At 70.0% G+C, this 20,108-nt stretch carries 19 protein-coding genes; 8 read left to right on the top strand and 11 right to left on the bottom strand.

Annotated features, from left to right (window positions below; all coding sequences use genetic code 11):
• Positions 1–1,001: NnrS family protein (locus QSG27_RS19635; RefSeq protein ID WP_306709094.1), on the bottom strand; the 1,001-nt coding region annotated here is incomplete at its 3' end.
• On the bottom strand, positions 998–1,372 hold the full coding sequence (locus QSG27_RS19630; protein ID WP_306709092.1) for a winged helix-turn-helix transcriptional regulator: 375 nt from the start codon (positions 1,370–1,372) through the stop codon (positions 998–1,000). The genes QSG27_RS19635 and QSG27_RS19630, both read right to left, overlap by 4 nt.
• A gap of 117 nt (positions 1,373–1,489) precedes the next feature.
• Between QSG27_RS19630 and QSG27_RS19625 the strand changes: the two genes are divergently transcribed.
• The 4 genes from QSG27_RS19625 to QSG27_RS19610 all read left to right on the top strand — a co-directional run bounded on the left by QSG27_RS19625 (position 1,490) and on the right by QSG27_RS19610 (position 4,234).
• Positions 1,490–2,503, top strand: a complete 1,014-nt coding sequence (locus QSG27_RS19625; protein WP_306709090.1) for a zinc-binding alcohol dehydrogenase family protein — start codon at positions 1,490–1,492, stop codon at positions 2,501–2,503.
• 157 nt (positions 2,504–2,660) lie between these two features.
• Positions 2,661–3,080 carry a winged helix-turn-helix domain-containing protein gene (locus QSG27_RS19620; protein WP_306709088.1) on the top strand — a complete coding sequence of 140 codons (420 nt, stop codon included), beginning with the start codon at positions 2,661–2,663 and terminating at the stop codon, positions 3,078–3,080.
• A gap of 107 nt (positions 3,081–3,187) precedes the next feature.
• Positions 3,188–3,844, top strand: coding sequence for a ribulose-phosphate 3-epimerase (rpe, locus tag QSG27_RS19615; RefSeq protein WP_306709086.1), 657 nt, complete (start codon positions 3,188–3,190; stop codon positions 3,842–3,844).
• Between the two features lie 132 nt (positions 3,845–3,976).
• Positions 3,977–4,234: a GlsB/YeaQ/YmgE family stress response membrane protein gene (locus QSG27_RS19610; protein WP_014240033.1), complete on the top strand. Its 258-nt coding sequence runs from the start codon at positions 3,977–3,979 to the stop codon at positions 4,232–4,234.
• Between the two features lie 86 nt (positions 4,235–4,320).
• Here QSG27_RS19610 and QSG27_RS19605 read toward each other — a convergent pair whose 3' ends face one another.
• From QSG27_RS19605 to QSG27_RS19595, 3 genes are all read right to left on the bottom strand, one after another.
• Positions 4,321–5,100, bottom strand: coding sequence for a PhyR family response regulator anti-anti-sigma factor (locus QSG27_RS19605; RefSeq protein ID WP_306709084.1), 780 nt, complete (start codon positions 5,098–5,100; stop codon positions 4,321–4,323).
• A gap of 209 nt (positions 5,101–5,309) precedes the next feature.
• Positions 5,310–5,822 carry a thermonuclease family protein gene (locus QSG27_RS19600; RefSeq protein WP_306709083.1) on the bottom strand — a complete coding sequence of 171 codons (513 nt, stop codon included), beginning with the start codon at positions 5,820–5,822 and terminating at the stop codon, positions 5,310–5,312.
• Positions 5,823–5,838: 16 nt separating this feature from the next.
• A complete protein-coding gene (locus QSG27_RS19595) occupies positions 5,839–6,540 on the bottom strand; it encodes an SOS response-associated peptidase (RefSeq protein WP_306709082.1) in 702 nt (233 codons plus the stop codon).
• Positions 6,541–6,679: 139 nt separating this feature from the next.
• Here QSG27_RS19595 and QSG27_RS19590 point away from each other — a divergent pair, with 139 nt between their 5' ends.
• Positions 6,680–9,010: a xanthine dehydrogenase family protein molybdopterin-binding subunit gene (locus QSG27_RS19590; RefSeq protein WP_306709080.1), complete on the top strand. Its 2,331-nt coding sequence runs from the start codon at positions 6,680–6,682 to the stop codon at positions 9,008–9,010.
• Between the two features lie 128 nt (positions 9,011–9,138).
• A complete protein-coding gene (locus QSG27_RS19585; RefSeq protein WP_306709079.1) occupies positions 9,139–9,921 on the top strand; it encodes an EAL domain-containing protein in 783 nt (260 codons plus the stop codon).
• A 1-nt stretch (position 9,922) separates the two neighbouring features.
• Here the strand turns inward: QSG27_RS19585 and QSG27_RS19580 are convergent, their stop codons facing one another.
• Both QSG27_RS19580 and QSG27_RS19575 read right to left on the bottom strand, forming a co-directional pair.
• Complete coding sequence (locus QSG27_RS19580) at positions 9,923–10,216, bottom strand: hypothetical protein (RefSeq protein ID WP_306709077.1); 294 nt, start codon at positions 10,214–10,216, stop codon at positions 9,923–9,925.
• A 163-nt stretch (positions 10,217–10,379) separates the two neighbouring features.
• The gene (locus QSG27_RS19575; protein WP_306709075.1) at positions 10,380–13,739 is read right to left on the bottom strand and encodes a maltotransferase domain-containing protein; all 3,360 of its coding nucleotides are present in this window, start codon (positions 13,737–13,739) and stop codon (positions 10,380–10,382) included.
• Between the two features lie 198 nt (positions 13,740–13,937).
• On the opposite strand from QSG27_RS19575, the gene QSG27_RS19570 reads away from it, so the two are divergent.
• Positions 13,938–14,765 carry a polyphosphate kinase 2 family protein gene (locus QSG27_RS19570; RefSeq protein WP_306709073.1) on the top strand — a complete coding sequence of 276 codons (828 nt, stop codon included), beginning with the start codon at positions 13,938–13,940 and terminating at the stop codon, positions 14,763–14,765.
• A 135-nt stretch (positions 14,766–14,900) separates the two neighbouring features.
• Positions 14,901–15,863 carry a polyphosphate kinase 2 gene (gene ppk2 / locus QSG27_RS19565; RefSeq protein WP_306709071.1) on the top strand — a complete coding sequence of 321 codons (963 nt, stop codon included), beginning with the start codon at positions 14,901–14,903 and terminating at the stop codon, positions 15,861–15,863.
• 18 nt (positions 15,864–15,881) lie between these two features.
• Here ppk2 and QSG27_RS19560 read toward each other — a convergent pair whose 3' ends face one another.
• The 4 genes from QSG27_RS19560 to QSG27_RS19545 all read right to left on the bottom strand — a co-directional run.
• Positions 15,882–17,723 (bottom strand): chloride channel protein, encoded by a 1,842-nt coding sequence (locus QSG27_RS19560; protein WP_306709069.1) that lies wholly within the window; start codon positions 17,721–17,723, stop codon positions 15,882–15,884.
• A 59-nt stretch (positions 17,724–17,782) separates the two neighbouring features.
• Positions 17,783–18,931, bottom strand: a complete 1,149-nt coding sequence (locus tag QSG27_RS19555) for a hypothetical protein (RefSeq protein WP_306709067.1) — start codon at positions 18,929–18,931, stop codon at positions 17,783–17,785.
• Between the two features lie 148 nt (positions 18,932–19,079).
• A complete protein-coding gene (locus QSG27_RS19550) occupies positions 19,080–19,787 on the bottom strand; it encodes an ABC transporter ATP-binding protein (protein ID WP_306709065.1) in 708 nt (235 codons plus the stop codon).
• The coding region (locus QSG27_RS19545; protein WP_456062070.1) for an ABC transporter ATP-binding protein C-terminal domain-containing protein at positions 19,787–20,108 on the bottom strand (322 nt) is incomplete at its 5' end. The genes QSG27_RS19550 and QSG27_RS19545, both read right to left, overlap by 1 nt.

Genomic DNA, 20,108 nt, shown 5'->3' with positions numbered 1-20,108 from the left:
CCGCCCAGCACGGCGGACAGGCCGACCAGCGCAATGGCGGCGGTGGCGGGCCGGGAGAAGTCCGGGGGCAGCGCCTCCCGCTGCAGGGTCGCGCGCACCATCATGGAGGCGGCCAGCGTGCCCAGCGCGCCCGCCCCGATGACGTGCCAGCCCGCACCGCCGGCCAGCGGGTCCAGCCGCTCGACGCCCAGGAACAGCCAGCCGAGCCCAAGCCAGCCATAGCCCAAATGCAGGCTCCACAGATCCGGGCGCCTCAGCACCGCGCCCGTCCGCCAGCGCGCCAGACGCGCCCAGGCCGTCGCCCCGGCCAGCGCGGCGCCCGCCGCCCCGATCCAGGCCAGCGGCCCGGACGGCTCACCGGCGGCCACGGTCAGGGCGGCCAGCACCGCCCCGCCGACTCCCGCCCATTCCAGGCGGGGCTGCACGCGCTCCACCAGCGTCCCGCCCTGCTTGCGCACCTCCCCCGCCGTGGCGGACGGGATGATCCGCCCGCCCATCACCAGCATCAGGATGCCGACGAGGTGCAACGCCAGCAGGGCGCCCGTCCGCCCGCCGTCGCCGCCCCACCAGACCAGCGCTTCGGCCAGGGAGAAGGCGCCGATCACCGGGCCGAAGAGGATGTTGTGGCCGCTCTTGGCCGCGCGCAGGAAGGGCACGCCCGCCACCACGAACAGCGCCACCGGATAGGCCAGCGCCACCGGCGCCGCGATCTCCGGCGGAAGGCCGCCCAGCACCGCCAGCCGCCCGGCCAGCCACGCGGCGAAGGCGACGGACAGCGCCGCCCGCGACGGGCGCGTCAGCAGGAAGCCGCCGACCACCGCCAGCGCGTAACCCATCAGCATCTCGTGCGCGTGCAGCGCCGGGGTCCAGCCGATGCCGAGCCAGCCGAAATAGCCGGCCACCCACAGCGGCACGCTGAGCGCCCCATAGAGGGCGGCGGCGGGAAAGAACAGGCGGTGCCCCCAGGGGCGCTGCGGGGCGGGCGGGACGAAGGCGTTCATCGCACGGCCCCGCCCTGTTCCGCCGCCGCGGCGGCGGCGGGCCGGAGATGCTCCTCGCCCCACGCCTTCAGCGCCAGGATGATCGGCGCCAAGCTCCGCCCGCGCGGCGACAGGCTGTATTCGACGCGCGGCGGCACCTCCGCATAGACGGTGCGGACCAGCAGCCCGTCCGCCTCCAGCTCGCGGAGCTGGGTGGTCAGCATGCGCTGGGTCACGTTCGGCACGCGGCGGCGGATCTCGTTGAAGCGCAGCGTGCCGTCCAGCAGGTGATAGAGGATCAGCCCCTTCCACTTCCCGCCGATGATGGCGAGCACGCCCTCCACCGGGCAGCCCGGCGAGCAGTCCAGGTTGGCGTGGGGAACGCGAGCCATGACGGTATCCTTTTCGACACTATGTGCGGTTTATGTGCATTCTTGCGCGTCCGTGCTGCAAGGCGCAAGCCTGTCCGCAGAGAGCAACACGCCGCAACAAGCACAGGACATCAGGCCATGCGCGCCGTCGCCTTCACCGAATCCCTGCCCATCGACGCCCCCAACGCCCTGATCGACGTGGAGCGTCCCCGCCCCGAGCCCAAGGGCCGGGATCTGCTGGTCGCGATCGAGGCTGTCTCGGTCAACCCCGTGGACACCAAGGTCCGCCGCAACATGCCCCCGGCGCCTGGCGCCATGAAGGTGCTGGGTTGGGACGCCGCCGGCACCGTGGTGGCCACCGGACCGGAAGCCACGCTGTTCAAGCCGGGCGACGCCGTCTTCTACGCCGGGGCCATCGACCGCGACGGCACCAACGCGGAATTCCACCTGGTGGACGAGCGCATCGCCGGGCCGAAGCCGGCCAGCCTCGACTTCGCCCAGGCCGCCGCCCTGCCGCTGACCAGCATCACCGCGTGGGAGGCGATGTTCGACCGGCTGGACGTGCGGCGCCCGGTGCCGGGGGCGGCCAACGCGATCCTGATCGTTGGCGGGGCCGGCGGCGTCGGTTCCATCGCCATCCAACTCGCACGGCAACTGACCGGCCTGACGGTCATCGCCACCGCGTCCCGCGAGGAGACGCAGGCGTGGTGCCGGGATCTGGGCGCCCACCACGTCATCGACCACCGCAAGCCGCTGGCCGCCCAGGTCGAGGCACTGGGCATCGGCGCGCCGGCCTTCGTCTTCTCCACCAACGACACCGCCACCCACCTGCCGGAGATCACCGCCCTGATCGCCCCGCAGGGCCGCGTCGCGCTGATCGACGATCCGGCGGGGCTGGACGTCATGGTGCTGAAGCGCAAGAGCGTGTCGCTGCATTGGGAGTTCATGTTCACACGCCCGCTGTTCGGCACCGCCGACATCGCGGCCCAGCACGCCCTGCTGAGCGAGCTGTCGCGCCTCGTGGACGCCGGCACGATCCGCACGACGCTGGCCGACGTGTTCGGCACCGTCAACGCCGCCAACCTGACGCGCGCCCATGCCCTGCTCGAAAGCGGGCGGGCCAGGGGCAAGATCGTCCTGGCCGGCTTCTGAGCCCACGCCGGAGCCCGGTCCGGCGCGGCGGAACAGCGCCTTGCCTTTTCGGCGGTGGACGGTCAGTCTCCCGCCCCGAAGGGCGGAGCGGAGGAACGGGCATGGCCGGGGTGAACTGGGGCGGATGCCGGGCACGGGCCGGCGCGAAGGCGGTGCGATGACCCGCCTGCGCATCCGCATCGATTTCGACACCGGCGGTTCCATCGGTCCCGGCAAGGTGATGCTGCTGGAGCGGATCCGGGAAACCGGCTCCATCTCAGCCGCCGCGCGGACCCTGGACATGTCCTACCGCCGCGCCTGGCTTCTGGTGGACGACCTGAACCGCATCTTCGCCGAGCCGGTGGTCTCCGCCGCGGTGGGCGGCAAGCACGGCGGCGGGACCGCGCTGACCGCCTTCGGCGAACGGGTGATCGAGCATTACCGCGCCGTCGAGCGCGACGCCTTCGGCGCCGCCACCGCCCGGCTGGCGGCGCTGGAGGAAACGCTCAACGCCGATTACGGTGCGGGAAGCGACCCGCCCGACGACGGCAGCTTCTCCGGCGACCCGGCGCTGAAGCCCGGCTGCAAGCCGTCCTGACGGCCATGGCGGGCGGCGAGAGGGGTTGGGGCGGCGGGTGAGGCGTGATATGGGAAGGTGGATTTTCCACCGCCCTTCCCCGCACCGTTCACGCCAAGGACTCCGCCATGCGCCCGGTCAAGATCGCCCCGTCCATCCTCTCCGCCGACTTCGCCCGGCTGGGCGAGGAGGTGCGCGCCGTCGATGCGGCGGGCGCCGACTACATCCACATCGACGTGATGGACGGCCATTTCGTGCCCAACATCACCATCGGCCCGGCGGTGGTGAAGGCGCTGCGCCCGCACACGGCGAAGCCCTTCGACGTGCATCTGATGATCTCCCCGGTGGACCCCTACATCGCCGCCTTCGCCGACGCCGGGGCCGACATCATTACCGTGCATCCGGAAGCCGGCGCGCACGTCCACCGCACGATCCAGCTCATCAAGTCGCTGGGCAAGAAGGCCGGCCTGTCGCTGAATCCGGCCACGCCGCTGGAGGCCGTGGACTATCTGCTGGAGGACCTGGATCTGGTGCTGGTGATGACCGTCAACCCCGGCTTCGGCGGGCAGAGCTTCATCGCCAGCCAGCTTCCCAAGATCCATGAGCTGCGCCGCCGCATCGACGCGCTGGGCAAGCCCATCGACCTGCAGGTGGACGGCGGTATCAACGGCGACACCGCCCGCATCGCCATCGAGGCGGGGGCCGACGTGCTGGTCGCCGGGACGGCCACCTTCACCGGCGGGCCGGACCGCTACGCCGCCAACATCCGCTCCCTGCGGAGCTGAGTCCCCGCCCTTCCCTCTCCCTCCCGTGAGGGATCATCCGCAAGGGGAGCCTCCTTCGGGCAGAACCAAACGCCGTTCCGGGCGTTATGGCTGCGTGGGATCGAGGACCCCGATACTGGAGGGAGAGAGGTTATGGGTATTCTCTGGACGATCATCATCGGCTTTCTGGCCGGCATCGTCGCAAAGTTCCTGATGCCGGGCCGCGATCCGGGCGGCTTCATCATCACCACGCTGCTCGGCATCGCGGGTGCCTTCGTCGCCACCTATCTGGGCGAAGCGGTGGGCTGGTACCGGGCCGGCGAAGGGGCCGGCTTCATCGGCGCCATCGTGGGCGCCATCATCATCCTGGCCATCTACCGCATGATCGCCGGGCGCCGGACCACGGTCTGACGCGGCGGCATCACACGGCCGTGCACATGAAAAGGGCGGCTCCCAAGGAGCCGCCCTTTCGCTGTTCCGGTACGAACGGACGCCCGTCAGGCCAGCGCCACCGGGCTGGGCATGAAGACCGCGCGGGAGATCGCGGCCTGGATCGCCTCGTTGGTGAAGGGCTTGCGGACGATCTGGCCCAGATGGCGGGCGTCCGCCTCCTCCAGGTCGCCGTCGAAGGCGGTGACGAAGATGGTGCGCATGGCCCGCTTCTGACGCAGCCGGCGGGCGACCTCCACGCCGCTGCCGCCGTCGGCCAGCCGGACGTCCAGCAGGGCCAGCGTCGGCTTCTCCGCCTCCAGCAGTTCCAGCGCCTCCTGCTCGTTGTTGGCGGTGCCGCAGACGACGTGGCCCATGTCGGTGACCAGCGAGCCGATCTCCATCGCCAGGATCGGGTTGTCCTCCACCACCAGCACCCGCTGGGTCAGGGCGTTGCGCACCTTGTCGCGGGCCACGGTCAGCCGCTCCTGGGCCTCCGGCGCGGCGATCTGGAGCACCTGGGCGGCCTCGGGAACGGTCAGCCCCTCCAGAGTGATCAGCAGGTACATGCGCCGCTCCCCTTCCGGCAGGGAGGCCAGCGCCCGTTCGATGGGGTGCGGCGACGGGGCGGGACGCCCGTCCCCGTCATCGTCGAACAGAAGGTTCAGCAGGGCGTAGAGCGGCACCCGCGCACCCGATTCCAGCCCGAACCGCGAGGGGGCCATCACGGCGACCTCGACGCAGCGCGTCACGAGGTCGTCACCGCGTTCGGTCGCTCCGGTCAGCGCACGCGCGTAGCGGCGCAGGTAAGGGAGATGATCGTAAAGCTGGCGTGCGTAGACTCGCATGACCCGTTCTTCCGCGCCGATGGTGGGGCCGTCCGGCCTTCGGCGCCGCGGGGCGCCAGCCGGTCGGATTGATTAAAAACTTGTTAACACCCTGAAACACTAACACGCCCCCCAAGGAGGGCGAACCGAAAAAAGGCCGAGTCCCCCTTCCCCCGTTGGCAGAGCCCGCATAGCCGAAGCGAAGCCCGCCAATGAGTCGAACGCGGTATCTACCGCGCCTGCTCCCGCTGCTGGCGGGACCGCCATTGCCAGGGCTTTTCCACCTTGCCGGCCCACAGCCCCAGCCGGCGGCTCTGGGCGAAGGCTTCGCTGGACGCGTAGGCCGGCGACAGGCTGCGGTAGGCGAAGGCCCAGCCGCGGGACACCATCGCCGAGCCCAGATCGACGCCCCGCACCCGGCATTCGCCCATCTGCTGGCCGCTGCGGTCCCGTTCGGCGATGGTGCACGTCACCTCCTGGTCCTTGATCAGGCTGGCCAGCACCGCGGTGGCGATGCGGAAGCAATCAAGCTCGTGCCCGTAGCGGTTCCGGCATTTCTGCCCCACGTCGGGCGCGTCGATCCCCATCAGGCGGACCGGCGTGCCCTTGATCGACAACAGGTCGCCCTCCACGGCGACGCCCTGCCCTTTTAACGTTTCGTTGGGGGTGTTGGCGAGCTTGCCTTTGGTCGTCCCTCCCTGGGCATACGCCGTTCCGGTTGAGCCGAGAAGAAGCAGCGCCACCAAAAGGCCCCGCCCGTCAAAACAGGGTCGGCGCATCGTCGTCGGTCGGCGTGTCGTCGAGGGGGACCATGCAGGCTTCGTCGTCGTTGCGCACGTTGTTCACCCGCGGCCCCACCGGATAGGCTTCCAGCAGCGCGTCGGGCGCCGGTTTCAGAAGCCCGTCCAGCACCGGCAGCGGGGTGGCGGGGTCCAGCCACAGGTCCCAGCCGGTCTCGTCCAGGATCACCGGCATGCGGTCGTGCAAGGGCTTCAGCACCGCGTTCGCCGTGGTGGTGACGACGGTCAGGGTCTCCAGCGGTTCGGCCAGGGCCGGGCCGCCTTTCGGGCCGTTCCAGCGCTCCCACAGGCCGGCGAAGGCGAAGGGCGCGCGGTCGCGGCGGCGGATGGCGTAGCCCTGCTTGCGCTTGCCCTCCGCCTTCCACTCGTAGAATCCGTCCACCGGGACAAGGCAGCGCCGCTTGCGGAACGCCTCCCGGAAGGACGGCTTCCCGGCCAGCGTCTCCGCCCGCGCGTTGATCAGCCGCGCGCCGATGGACGGGTCGTCCGCCCAGAAGGGGACCAAGCCCCAACGCAGCGTGACCAGATGGCGCCCATCCTCCTCCCGCCGCACGGCGGGCACCGGCTGGGTGGGGGCCACGTTCCAGCGCGGCTTCAGGTTCGGAAGCTCGGGGAAGCCGAACAGCCGCTGAACCTCCGCGACCGGCGTGGCGAGTATCATGCGTCCGCACATGGCCTTAGAATAGGTGGCGCGGCGCCGCCACGCCACCACCGGCTTACGCCCAAGCGAGGGTTTCCGCCGGCCAAGCCTCCGCCTATCTTCTCGGGGTGCTCCCGTTCCAGACGAAAGACCCCGCCCCATGATGAAGTTCGGCATCGGCCAGCCGGTCCCCCGCACCGAAGACGCCCGCCTGCTGACCGGCGGCGGCCGCTACACCGACGACGTGTCGCTTCCCGGCCAGAGCCACGCCGTGTTCGTGCGCTCCCCCCACGCCCACGCCGACATCCGCGGGATCGACACGGCGGAGGCGGCGGCGCAGCCGGGGGTGCTGGGCATCTTCACCGTCGCCGACCTGGAGGCCGAGGGCATCCGGCCCATCCCCTGCGCCGCGGCGCTGACGCAGCGCGACGGCTCCCCCTACGTCGCCCCGCCGCGTCCGGCGCTGGCCAAGGGACGGGTGCGCCATGTCGGCGATCCGGTCGCCGTGGTGGTGGCGGAGACGCTGGACGCCGCCCGCGACGCGGCGGAGCTGGTGATGGTCGATTACGACGACCGCCCCGCCGTCGCCGGCACCGCGGAGGCGCTGGAGCCGGGCCGCCCGCAGGTGTGGGACGAGGCGCCGGGCAACCTCTGCTTCGACTGGGACCAGGGCGACGAGGCGGCGGTGGAGGCGGCGCTGTCCAGGGCGGCCCGCGTGGTGGAACTGGAGATCGTCAACAACCGCGTCGTCGCCAACCCGATGGAGGGCCGCGCCTGCCTCGCCGCGGTGGAGCCGGACAGCGGGCGGCTGGTCATTTACGTCACCAGCCAGGGCGTGCACGGGCTGCGCAAGCAGTTCGCCCAGCTCTTCGGCCTGCCGGAGTCGAAATTCCGCGTCGTCACCACCGACGTCGGCGGCGGCTTCGGCATGAAGCTGTTCAACTACCCGGAATACATGGCCTGCCTGTTCGCCGCGCGCCGCCTGAACCGGCCCGTGAAATGGACGGCGGAGCGGACGGAGGGCTTCCTCAGCGACGACCACGGGCGCGACCATGTCAGCCGCGCCCGGCTGGCGCTGGACGGCGACGGGCGCTTCCTGGGGCTGCGGGTGGACACGGTGGCCAATCTGGGGGCCTACCTGTCGAACTACGGCCCCTTCATCCCGACCGACGCGGGGTCGGCGATGCTCGTCGGCTCCTACAGCACGCCCGCGGTCTATGTGCGGGTGAAGGGCGTCTTCACGAACACCCAGCCGGTGGACGCCTACCGCGGCGCCGGCCGTCCGGAGGCGGCCTATCTGCTGGAACGGCTGATCGACCATGCGGGGCGCGTCACCGGTCTCGGCCCGGCGGAAATCCGGCGGCGCAACTTCATCCCGCCCAGCGCCATGCCCTACGCCACGCCGATGGGCCAGACCTACGACACCGGAGATTTCGAGCAGAACCTGCGCGACGGGCTGGACCTGTCCGATCACGCCGGGCTGCCCGCCCGCAAGGCGGCGGCGAAGGCCCGTGGGAAGCTGCGCGGGGCGGGCATCGCCACCTACATCGAGGCGTGCGCGGGCGGCGGGGCGGAACAGGCGACGGTCCAGGTCAACGGCGACGGGCGCATCGTCCTGATGATCGGCACCCAGACCAACGGCCAGGGCCACGAGACCGCCTACAAGCAGATCATCGCCGACCGGCTGGGCGTTCCGCCGGAGGATGTGGAGGTCGTGCAGGGCGACACCGACCGGGTGTCCTGGGGCGCCGGCACCGGCGGTTCCCGCTCGGTCCCGGTGGGCGGCGCGGCGCTGGCCGAGGGCGCCGCGCGGGTGGTGACCAGGGCGACCGACGTCGCCGCCGATCTGCTGGAGACCGCCGCGGTGGACGTGGAGTTCCGCGAGGGGCGTTTCAGCGTCGTCGGGACCGACCGCAGCGTCTCCTTCAAGGAAGTGGCGGCGAAGGCTGCCGCAAAGGAGGGGGCGGACGGCACCGTCGCCTTTTCCGAAGTGGCCCGCTGGACCCCGCCGGCCAACACCTTCCCCAACGGCTGCCACGTGGCGGAGGTCGAGGTCGATCCCGAGACCGGGGTGGTCGAGGTGGTCGCCTACACCGTCGTGGACGATTTCGGCACGGTGGTGAACCCGATGCTGGTCATGGGGCAGGTCCATGGCGGCGTCGCCCAGGGCATCGGACAGGCGCTTCAGGAACGGGTGGTCTTCGACCCGGACAGCGGGCAGCTTCTCAGCGGGTCCTTCATGGACTACCAGATGCCGCGCGCCGTGGACGTGCCGGACATCCGCATCAAGCTGAACTGCGTGCCCAGCACCACCAACGCGCTGGGCATGAAGGGCGCCGGCGAGGCCGGGGCGATCGGCGCGCCGCCCGCGGTCATCAACGCGCTGGTGGACGCGCTGTCCGATTACGGGATCGACCACATCGACATGCCGGCGACCCCGCTGGCCGTCTGGTCTTTGATCCAGTCCTGCAATAAAATCGCGGCAGAGTGACAAACGTTCGGGATGAATGGTCATAGGCCCTGCGCCGAGACGATATCACACCTTGCGTTGCGAGCATTTGAGGCAATATCGATATTATTGAGAGTCCGAAGTCGAATCACCCCACGAAAGAAACGGTCATGACGGCGGAGCAAACGAATAGCGGCGGATGCGGCGGGCTGTGCGCCGAAGGTTTGGGGTTCGATTTCACCATGGCCTTCCAGCCGATCGTCGATGTCAACGGCGGACGGCCTTGGGCGCACGAGGCCCTGGTGCGCGGCCCCAACGGTCAGGGGGCCGGCTGGGTGCTCGGTCAGGTGACCGAGGCCAACCGCTACGCCTTCGACCAAGCCTGCCGCATCAAGGCCATCGAACTGGCGGCGAGGCTCGGGTTGGGGCAGTCCGACGCCTACCTGTCGATCAACTTCCTGCCCAACGCCGTTTACCAGGCGGAAACCTGCATCCGCGCCACGCTGGCCGCCGCGGGCCGCACCGGCTTCCCGCCGAAACGCATCATCTTCGAGGTCACCGAGAATGAACGGGTGGTGGACAGCGCGCATCTGAAGTCGATCTTCGCCGAATACAAGCGCCAGGGCTTCCACACCGCCATCGACGATTTCGGGTCCGGCTATTCCGGCCTGAACCTGCTGGCCGAATTCCAGCCGGACATCATCAAGCTGGACATGGAGTTGACCCGCGCCATCGACACCGACCGCGCCCGCCGCAGCATCGTCGGCGCGATCCTGAACGTGTGCCGCGACCTGGGCATCATCCCCGTGGCGGAGGGCGTGGAAACGCCGGGCGAGGCGAAGGCGTTGCGCGATCTGGGGATCACGCTGATGCAGGGCTATCTGTTCGCCCGACCGGCGCTGGAAACGCTGGTGTCGGCCCCCGTGGTGGATGCGGGGCTGGTGGAGGCGTGAGCTACAGCATCCGCTGCGGACGGACCGCCCGCGTCCGGGGGGCGTAGCGGCCCTTTTGCTGGGCGGCCAGGGTCAGCGCCTCGTGGGCGATCAGGCGGCGGTAGTCGCGGTCAACCCGCGAGAACATGGCGTAGGCGAATTTCACCGCGTCCGGCGTGGGGGTCGCGGCAGCCTCGCGCAGGGCGTTGCGGAGCATGCGCAGCTCCAGCACGCCTTTCACGCAGATGCGTTCGACCGCCTGGGCCAGGATGTCGATCGAACACAGGGATGCCTCGTCGTCTAGTCGGTACTGCACCGTTCACCCGCAGGGAAGAACCGTCACGGACGGGCGGGGTTCTACCTGCGGTTTGCGGCGAATGCCAGCCTTTCGGCGATGCGAAGTGATGGAGTAGTCGTGGGGGAGGGTTGGGTCGGGGCCCAACGAAACGACTCCCTCACGACCACTCCCGGGCTCTCCCCTACCCCCCGGGCCGCTTGATCCGCCAGATCGCCGCCGGGTTCTGCTGCGGCTCCAGCCAGACATGCTGGAACTTGCCGATCCAGGTGAAGCGGTGGCCGGTGAACAGGTCCTCCACCTGGACATGGGCGCCGTCGTCCAGCCCCAACTCCCACAGCGGGACCTCGATGGTGCCGCCATGGCCGTTGTGCGGGTCGAGGTTCACGGCGATCAGGATGACGTTGTCCTTGCTCTCCGTCATCTTGCCGTAGAGCAGGACGTTGTCGTCGTAGGCGTTGTAGAAGCGCAGGTTGGTGAAGGTGTGAAGCGCCGGATTCTCCGCGCGGATTTTGTTCAGCCGCGTGATGTAATCCACGATGTTGCCGGGCTTGTTCCAGTCCCAGTGCCGGATCTCGTATTTTTCGGAGTGGTTGTACTCCTCCTTGCCCGGATAGGGGTCGGCTTCGCAGACGAAATACGGCGTGTAGAGGCCGTAGACGCCCGACAGGGTGCCCGCCAGGACGGCGCGCATCATGTGGGCGGGCCGCCCGCCATGCACCAGCATCGGCGGCAGGATGTCCGGCGTGTTGGCGAAGAAGTTGGGCTGCATGTAGTCCTTGGACTCGCCCTGGGTCAGCTCCGTCAGATACTCGGTCAGCTCCGCCTTGGTGTTGCGCCAGGTGAAGTAGCTGTAGGATTGGGTGAAGCCGATCTTCGCCAGCCGCCGCATCAGCTTGGGCCGGGTGAAGGCTTCGGCCAGGAAGATGGCGTCGGGGAAGCGGTCCTGCACCTCGCGGATCATCCATTCCCAGAAGGGGAAGGGCTTGGTGTGCGGGTTGTCCACGCGGAAGATGCGCACCCCCTCGTCGCACCAGAACAGCACCACGTCGCGCAGCGCGTACCACAGGTCCGGGTAGGATTCGCGGTAGAAGCTGACATTCACGATGTCCTGGTACTTCTTCGGCGGGTTCTCGGCGTAGCGGATGGTCCCGTCCGGGCGCCAGTAGAACCACTGCGGGTGCGACTTGATCCAGGGATGGTCGGGGGAGCATTGGACGGCGAAGTCCAGCGCGATCTCGATGCCGTGCCGCCGCGCCTCCGTCACCAGCCGCCGGAAGCCCTCGAAATCGCCGATCATCGGGTCGATGTCGGCGTGCCCGCCCTCGCTGGCGCCGATGGCGTAGGGCACGCCGGGATCGTTCGGGGCGGGGTTCAGCGTGTTGTTGCGCCCCTTGCGGAAGCTGCGCCCGATCGGGTGGATCGGCGGGAAATACAGCACGTCGAAGCCCATGCCCCGGATGAAGGGCAGCATGGCCGACACGTCGTCGAAGGTGCCGGGCCGCGACGGGTCCGGGGAGGCCGAGCGCGGGAAGATCTCGAACCACGCCGAATAGCGGGCCGCGGTGCGGTCCACGTAGACCTCCAGGTCGCAGCCGTAGCGGGACAGGTACTGCCGCTCCCCGTGTTTCGCCATGGCCTGCCGCGGTTCGTCCGACAGGGCGTAGGCGATCAGGTCCGGCCCCTGGAGGCTGGTCATCCGCTCCACCACCCGCTCCAGCACGGCGCGGCCCTCGCCCCCATCCTTGCCGCGGTTCAGGCCCACGGCGTGCTCGACGAAGCGGCGGCCCTCGATCAGCTCCAGGCTCACGTCCACGCCGGCGTCATGCTTCTTCTTGAAGTCGGCGCGCCAGCTTTCCCACACATCGCGCCACGCCAGGATGCTGTACCGGTAGCGCGTGTTGCGGGTCAGCGGCAGCTTGCCGACCCAGCGGTCGTTGTCGAAGAGGGCCATGGGCACCTCGCGCCACTCCTCCTCATCGACCGGGCAATAGGTGACGGCGGCGCCAAGGACGAAGGTGCCGTCGGTGTAGATGTCCGCCCACACCTCCATCACGTCGCCGACCACCCGCTTCACCGGGAAACGCCCGCCGTCCAGTTCCGGATAGACGTTCTCGATGGTGACCCGGCGCGCGGCCAGCTCGTCCATCCAGGCGCGGGTGCCGGCGTCGTGCTCCGCCCCGCGCTCGCCCAGATGGTTCAGCTCGATGGGGCGGCTCCGCGCCGGGCGGGCGCGGAAGACGCGCATCTCCAGCGGGCGCAGGCGGATGTCGCGGCCCGGCTCGAAGGGCAGCGGCTCGGCCTCCGGGGTCACGTCCTCGAAGTCGGCGAAGCCGCCGCCGGTGCTGGCCAGCAGCGGGCCGGGGTCGATGGGGTGCGCCTGGGTCTCGTCGGGGTTGATGAGCAGGACGGAGCAGCCCTCCCCCGCCCCGTTGCCCCAGCCGCTCGTGCTGCGGACCAGCCCGACGACCGGGTTGTGTGGGGATGTCACGCGGCGCTGCGGCCCTTCGACGTTCAGCGCCGGGCTGTCCGCCTTCATGGCGTTGACCCGCCCGATGAAGCCGGTCAGGTCCAGCTTCGGCTGCTCCCAGTCCTCCGGCGTCGTGTTCACCACGTCCAGCTTGCGGGTGAAGCCGTATTCGTACCCCACCGGCATCATCACGCCCGTGGAGAAGGAGGCCGCGAACAGATAATGCATCTTCAGATGGGCGGCCAGCCGCTGGGTGTCCTGGCTGCCGACCTCCGCCGCCAGCCGGTCGGTGTCGTGGCTTTCCGGGAAGGCGATGGAGGGCGCGATCCAGCGGAACTCGTCATACTGCTCCAGCAGCCAGTCGGCCTTGAAGTCCCACCATTTGGCGCTGTTGAACAGGAAGTCGAAGCCCGCACCGCACAGGTCGCGCACCTGCTCCACGGTGCAGCCCAGCGTCTCGGCGAAGAACGTCACCTCCGGATCGACCTCCCGCGCGCGGTCGATCAGCGTCTTCCAGACCTCCGCCGGGATCTGGTAGGCGGCGTCGCAGCGGAACCCCTTCACCCCCAGCCCGACACAATGGCGCAGGTAGCGCGTCCAGTAGTCGGTCAGCCCCGCCCGCACCTCCGCCCGGTCATAGTCGAGCATGGCGAGGTCGCCCCAGACGGTGACCCGCGACGGGTCCACCGGGTCCACGGCCCGCGGGCTGTAGAGGTCGCCGTTGGCATCGCGCCGGTACCAGTCCGGATGCTCGGCCACCAGGATCGCGTCCTTGGCCGTGTGGTTGATGACGAGGTCCAGCATGACCGACTGGCCGTGCCGTCCCGCCTCGGTGATGAAGCCGCGCAGCAGCTCGTCCGGATGCTCCGGCGCCCCGCCCTGGATGCGGTCATGCAGCCGGTAATAGTCCTTCACGGCGTAGAGGCTGCCGGAGAAGCCCGGATAATGGACCGGGTTCAGGAACAGCCAGTCGAATCCCATGCCCTGGATGCGGGGCAGGTGCCCGGCCCAGTCGCGCATCGGGCCGACGAGCGTGGGAAACAGGTTGTAGATGCGCGGTCCGGCGGTGGCCATCGGGGACATCCTCCTGGTCGGCAGCGGCACGCCAGCCGGTCGCCGCTGGTTGACAAGCACGGCACCCTCCGCGATGTGTCGCGGGGGACCGTCGCAAGGTTGCAACGCGCGCCCCGCGGGGCGCACGCGCTCAACCCCTGCGAAGCGCGAAGGTTCCGAAACCTGACACTTGGGCCAGCCATTTCGAAAGGTGCGTTCATGGGCAACGGAAACGGCAAGATCCGGCTCGACAAGCTCGATATGACGGCCGAGGGCATCGGCAGCAAGGACGACTACGAACGCCGCCTCGCCAAGCTCCAGAAGGATCTGCTGCACATCCAGCAGACCTACTGGCACGAGAAGCGCCGCGCGATCCTGGTGTTCGAGGGCTGGGACGCCGCCGGGAAGGGCGGCTGCATCCGCCGTCTGACCGAGCCGCTGGACCCCCGCGGCTTCCATGTCTGGCCGATCGGCGCCCCGGCGGCGGACGAGCAGGGCAAGCACTACCTCTACCGCTTCTGGACCAAGCTGCCCGCCCCCGGCACCTTCGCCGTCTTCGACCGCTCCTGGTACGGGCGCGTTCTGGTGGAGCGGGTGGAGGGCTTCGCCGACAAGGACCAGTGGAAGCGCGCCTACGACGAGATCAACCAGTTCGAGACGATGCTGACCGACGACGGGGTCCGCATCGTCAAGATCTTCATGCACATCACGCCGGAGGAACAGCTCAACCGTTTCCGCGAGCGGCTGAGCAACCCCTACAAGCGCTGGAAGCTGACCGAGGAGGACCTGCGCAACCGCTCCCGCTGGGACGACTACACCAAGGCCATCGAGGCGATGTTCGACAAGACCTCGACCGCGGCGGCGCCCTGGCACGTCGTTCCCGCCAACTCCAAATGGCACGCCCGCCTGAAGGTGATGGAGATCGTGACGGAGGCGTTGAGCCGGGGCGTGAACATCGCGCCGCCGCCCATCGACCTGAGCGTCGCCAGGATCGCTGCGGAGGTCCTGGGCGTGCACCTGACCTTCGACGGCCCCGGAAAGACCTGAGGAAAGACCTGGGCAGGGAGGCCGGAACCCGCCGCCCCGGTCACTTCGTCGCGGGGTCCGCACAGGCGGTTGCCTGACGCGCCGGCTTCTCCTAGCGTTGGTTCGTGGGGACAACAATAAGCAGGGTGTGTTGCGATGGACGAGATCAGGACGGGTGCCGGGGGCGAGGCCGAGGACAAGCCGCGCAAGAAGCGGAAGGCGTTGAAGCTGAAGGATCTCGGGCTCGGCGTGCCGGCCACCGGCGGCGAGGTGCTGCGCGACGCCAGGGAGGTCGCGGCCATCGAATCCCACTGGCGCGACCTGGACGGCGGCAAGCCGTCGAAGGGCGGCAAGAAGCTCAAATACATCGACGAGCTGGCCCGGCTGCAGTTCGAGCTGATCAAGCTCCAGGAATGGGTGCGGGTCAACGGCCTGAAGGTCTGCGTCCTGTTCGAGGGCCGCGACGCCGCCGGCAAAGGCGGCGTCATCAAGCGCATCACCGAAAGCCTTAACCCCCGCGTCTGCCGGATCGTCGCGCTCGGAACGCCGACCGAGAAGGAGCGCGGGCAGTGGTACTTCCAGCGCTACGTGTCGCAGCTTCCCGCCAAGGGCGAGATCGTGCTGTTCGACCGGAGCTGGTACAACCGCGCTGGAGTCGAGCATGTCATGGGCTTCTGCAACGAGGAGGAGTATCAGGAGTTCCTCCGCGCCTGCCCGCTGTTCGAAGAGATGCTGGTCCGCTCCGGCATCATCCTGATCAAATACTGGTTCTCGGTCAGCGACGAGGAGCAGGAGAAGCGCTTCACCGAGCGCATGCGCAACCCGATCAAGCGCTGGAAACTCAGCCCGATGGACCTCGAGTCCCGCAAGCACTGGGTCGAGTACTCCAAGGCCAAGGACGCCATGCTGGAGCACACCGACAAGAAGCTGACGCCCTGGTACATCGTCGATGCCGACGACAAGAAGAAGGCGCGGCTGAACTGCATCCGCCACCTGCTTCAGCAGATCCCCTACCAGGACATCGCGCCGGTGGAGCTGGACCTGCCGCCGCGGCAGAGCGACGACGGCTACAAGCGGCCGAAGAAGTCGAAGCAGAACTGGGTGCCGGAGGTGTACTGAGGGCCGTTGTGACGACGGTCAGTCCCGCCCGTAGAGGCTGCGCTCGCCCAGCTCCTCGCCGCGCTGCCGCTCCAGCTCCTGGCTGTAGCGGCGGAGCGCGTAGGCTTCGGTGACGTAGCCGACGATCCGCCGGTCGGTGGGAGAGGCCAGCACCGGCAGGGCTTCCACCTCCGCGCTGCAAAAGCGCTGGAGCACGGTCCGCACGTCGTCGCCGGGCCGCAGGAAGGCGTCGGCGTGCCGGGCCAGTTCACCGATGGGCGTCTGCGCCTTCTCCTCGCCCAGCGACGGGTCGTGCACCGCCCCCATGTCGATGATCCCGGCATAGGACCCGTCCGGCTCCACCGCGAAGACCGTCTTGGCGGCGCCCAGCGGGTGCAGCCGGCGCAGCGTGTCCAGCGTCTGGGTGGTCAGGATCGTCTTCACGTCGCCGCGCATCAGCCGCATCGCCGTCAGCTCCGACACCCATCCGATGTCGTAGGCGCCGCGGATCGGCACGCCGCGCAGGTGGAAGCGCCACGTCGCGAAGGAATAGCCGAAGGCCTGCCGGACCACGGTGGTGGACACCACGACCCCGATCAGCACGCCCGACGCCGCCCAGAAATCCTGCGTCGCCTCCAGCACCAGAAGCACCATGGTGACCGGCGCGCCGACGATGCCCGCGGCCACCGCCCCCATGCCGGCCAGCACCAGCAGCATCCGGTCGAGCCCCAGCCCCGGCACCAGCGTCTCCACCACCCCATAGGCCAGGCCGCCGAACAGCCCGCCCAGCAGAAGCGAGGCGCTGAACAGCCCGCCGCGGAAGCCCGAGCCGAGCGACAGGGCCGACGCGACGATCTTGGCGGCCAGCAGAACGGCCATCGCCTCCAGCCCCTGCGCCAGTTGCGACGGGTCGGCGCCGGGGCCGGCGCCCAGCACCTGCGGCACCACCAGGGCCAGGGCGCCGAGCGCGAGTCCGCCCAGCGCCGGGCGTCCCCAGGCGGGAACCGGCAACCAGCGGAAGCCCCGCTCCGCCACCGTCACCGCCTGCATGGCGAGGATGCTGAGCCAGCCGGCCAGGAAGCCAAGGACGCCGCAGGCCACATAGTCCCAGCCCGCCACCGCCGCCGGGCGCCCGAAGAACAGGATCGGGGACGGGTCGGTCAGCCAGTGGGCCACCGCCACCGCGGCGACCGAGGCCGCGCCCACCGGGGCCAGCGTGGCGATGGTGTAGCCGCCCATGACCAGCTCGAAGGCGTAGAAGGCGCCGGCCAGCGGCGCGCCATAGGCGGCGGCGATGGCGGCGGCCGCCCCGCAGCCGACGAGCGTGCGCAGATCGGCCCGCCGCAGGCGCAGCTTCTGCCCGAGCGTCGAGGCGATGCCCGCTCCCGCCTGTGTGTAGGCCGCCTCCATCCCCACCGAGGCGCCGGAGCCGTTGGACAGCAGGGTCGCCAGCGTCAGGCGCAGGCTGTCGACCAGGGACATCTTGCCCCCGTAGAGCGCGTTCGCCTCGATGGGATCGACGATGTCGTTGGACCGCCAGCGCCGCACCAGCCTGACCAGCAGGCCGAGGAGAAGACCGCCGGCCGCCGGCACCAGCAGGGTGCGCCAGGGATCGGCCAGCGCCGCGTCTCCCAGATCCTGGCCGTGGGACACCGCGAAGGCGACCGACTGCACCCAGGCCACGAACTCGTGCAGCAGCGCCACGGCCAGCCCGATCGCGGCGCCGATGCCCCCGGCCAGCATCAGGACGCCCAGAACGCTGTCGCGCAGGTTCCGCCGTGTCAGCACCCCGAGAAACCGCCCGCCGGGGCTTCTTCCGCTGGACAGGGCGCCAGCGGCGTCGCCCGCCGCGCCCCGTATTCCCGTCACGTCATCCGGCATGACGCACAATCTGTGCGCCGCCCGCCCGCCTTCAACCGCGGGACGGGACGTCTACCCCCTTAGGGCTTGCCCGTCTGGGCCGGCGGGCTGACGGCCAGACGGCGCAGCACCTCCGCCAGATTGTCGCGCACCTTGTCGGCCAGCCCGATGTCGGCCTCCTGCGCCTCGTGGAACAGGATCGTGAACAGGCGGCCCGGCGACAGGAAGAAGGTCAGCGAAACGTGCATCTTCCCGTCCTTCAGCGTGCAGTCCACCGAACCGGTGCGCAGCGTCAGGCCGGAAAGCTCCTCGATCGGGTTCAGGGTCACGGTCGGCGTGCCGCCTTCGCAACGCTTCTTCATCGCGTCGACATAGCCGGTGGACAGCTCGTCCAGCTTGGCCGCCTCGTCCACCACCCGCTCGCGGATGCCGCCGACGATGGGGCCGATGCGCCAGGCCATGTCGGCGGGACGCTCGCCCTTCGGCACATTCTCCAGCGACACGCGCTTGACGTCGCGCACCCCGGCGGCCTTCAGCAGGTCGGCCAGCCCTTCCGGGAGCTCGTCGGGGCGGGTCACGCCCTTCTTCGTCCGGGTGTCGATGGGCGGGACCGCGCCGGCCTTGTCCACGCAGGTCTTCAGGTCGGTGAGCACCTTTTTGGTGCCCTTCAGCGCGAAGGCCATGCGGTCGGCGTCGGAGGAGAAGACCACCTCCTTGCCGTTCATCAGGGCGGTGTAGAGTTCCTCGTCCTTGCCGTTGGGGATGACCAGCATGTCCGGCTTGGGCGCCAGCGCGCGGCGTTCGCGCGTCAGCTTGCCGTCCACGGTGACCTTGACCTTCCATTGCTCGCCGTCCGGCAACTCGGCGCCGGGAATGCCCATGCCCAGGTTGACCTCGCCCTTGCCGTTGCGAGCGATCATCAGGACATGGCCGGTGTCGAAGCGGCCCTCGATGGCGCAATAGGCGAACTTGCCCTCCCTGTCGCGGGACGGGCCGCCTTCCCAGCCGTCCTCAAGCTCCGCCGGTCCGGTCTTCTCCGCCGGGGCGGCGGGCTTCGGCTGCTGGGGCGGCGGGGCGGGGCGGGACGGTCCGGAGGACGGGGCGGGGTAATACATCACCGGCGGATCGACGGGGACCAGCTCCGCCACCTGCGCCCCGTCCGCATGGGCACCGGCGGCGCCCAGCAGAAGAAGGGAGGAAAGTGCTGCGGCGACGGCTTTGTCGAACATGGCAGAGGTAATCCTTACGGGCAGGGCGACGCCGGAAGCTATCCCCGCCATTTCGGATCGGCAAGCGTAAGACGAACAGGTCACCACAAAGATCCCGCCCTGTTGCCGCATTGCCGAAATGCGTCCGGCGCCCCCCTCCGCGGCAGGCTCAGCCGCCCAGGAAGGCGTCCCGCACCGCATCGTCGGGAAGCGCCGCCACCGGCCCGTCATGGACCGCCCTGCCCAGGCGCAGCAGGACGACGCGCTCCGCCGTGGACAGGGCGCGGGCGGCGCTCTGCTCGGCGACCAGCACCGCCGTTCCCGCGGCGGCGATGGCGCGGACGGCGGCGAAGACCTCCCCCGCCAGCTTTGGCGACAGGCCGAGCGACGGCTCGTCGAGCAGCAGGACCCGCGGGCGGCCCATCAGCGCGCGGCCCACCGCCAGCATCTGCTGCTGCCCGCCGGACAGGCGCCACGCCCGCTCCTCCGCCTTGCCCTGCAACGCGGGAAACAGGGCGAAGACGCGCTCCAGGTCGCCGGCGCGCTCGGCCCGGCCCAGCCGGCTCGCCACCTCCAAATTGTCGCGCACGCTCATGCCAGGGAAGACCCGCCGCCCCTCCGGCACATAGCCCAGGCCGCGGCGCACCCGCCGTTCCGGGGCCAGCGCGCCGATCTCCTCCCCGGCCAGCCGGACCCGCCCGCCGATGGCCGGAACGAGGCCCAGGATGGCCTTCAGCAGCGTGGACTTGCCCGCCCCGTTGGCGCCCAGCAGGGCCACCGCCTCCCCCGCCGCGACCGACAGCGACAGGCCGTCCACCGCCACGGCCCCGCCATAGCCGGCGGTCAAGCCTTCCACGCGCAGCAGGGGGTCGGTCATCACGTCCCCTCCCCCAGATAGGCGGCGACCACGGCGGGATCGTTCCGCACCCCCTCCGGCGGACCGGCGTAGAGCGTGCGCCCCTGATCCAGGCACAGCACATGGCCGGCGAGCGGCAGCAGGAAGCCCATGTCGTGCTCCACCACCAGCAGCGCCGTGCCGGTGGCGGCGATGGCGCGCAGGTGACCGGCGAGCTCCGCCTTCTCCCCGTCGGTCAGTCCCGCCGCCGGTTCGTCCAGCAGCAGGACGGCGGGCTGACGGGCGAGCGCGCGGGCCAGCTCCACCCGGCGGCGCAGCGCCGAGGGCAGGCCGGCGCAGGGA

The organism is Azospirillum isscasi (assembly GCF_030849505.1).
GTDB lineage: Bacteria > Pseudomonadota > Alphaproteobacteria > Azospirillales > Azospirillaceae > Azospirillum > Azospirillum isscasi.
Note: the sequence above shows the minus strand (reverse complement) of the source record. Positions and strands in the feature narration are given on the sequence as shown.

Coding starts and splice junctions, on each gene's coding strand:
- QSG27_RS19630 (WP_306709092.1), bottom strand. CDS start 1,372: ATGGCTCGCGTTCCCCACGCCAACCTGGACTGCTCGCCGGGCTGCCCG.
- QSG27_RS19625 (WP_306709090.1), top strand. CDS start 1,490: ATGCGCGCCGTCGCCTTCACCGAATCCCTGCCCATCGACGCCCCCAAC.
- QSG27_RS19620 (WP_306709088.1), top strand. CDS start 2,661: ATGACCCGCCTGCGCATCCGCATCGATTTCGACACCGGCGGTTCCATC.
- rpe (WP_306709086.1), top strand. CDS start 3,188: ATGCGCCCGGTCAAGATCGCCCCGTCCATCCTCTCCGCCGACTTCGCC.
- QSG27_RS19610 (WP_014240033.1), top strand. CDS start 3,977: ATGGGTATTCTCTGGACGATCATCATCGGCTTTCTGGCCGGCATCGTC.
- QSG27_RS19605 (WP_306709084.1), bottom strand. CDS start 5,100: ATGCGAGTCTACGCACGCCAGCTTTACGATCATCTCCCTTACCTGCGC.
- QSG27_RS19595 (WP_306709082.1), bottom strand. CDS start 6,540: ATGATACTCGCCACGCCGGTCGCGGAGGTTCAGCGGCTGTTCGGCTTC.
- QSG27_RS19590 (WP_306709080.1), top strand. CDS start 6,680: ATGATGAAGTTCGGCATCGGCCAGCCGGTCCCCCGCACCGAAGACGCC.
- QSG27_RS19585 (WP_306709079.1), top strand. CDS start 9,139: ATGACGGCGGAGCAAACGAATAGCGGCGGATGCGGCGGGCTGTGCGCC.
- QSG27_RS19575 (WP_306709075.1), bottom strand. CDS start 13,739: ATGGCCACCGCCGGACCGCGCATCTACAACCTGTTTCCCACGCTCGTC.
- QSG27_RS19570 (WP_306709073.1), top strand. CDS start 13,938: ATGGGCAACGGAAACGGCAAGATCCGGCTCGACAAGCTCGATATGACG.
- ppk2 (WP_306709071.1), top strand. CDS start 14,901: ATGGACGAGATCAGGACGGGTGCCGGGGGCGAGGCCGAGGACAAGCCG.
- QSG27_RS19560 (WP_306709069.1), bottom strand. CDS start 17,723: ATGCCGGATGACGTGACGGGAATACGGGGCGCGGCGGGCGACGCCGCT.
- QSG27_RS19555 (WP_306709067.1), bottom strand. CDS start 18,931: ATGTTCGACAAAGCCGTCGCCGCAGCACTTTCCTCCCTTCTTCTGCTG.
- QSG27_RS19550 (WP_306709065.1), bottom strand. CDS start 19,787: ATGACCGACCCCCTGCTGCGCGTGGAAGGCTTGACCGCCGGCTATGGC.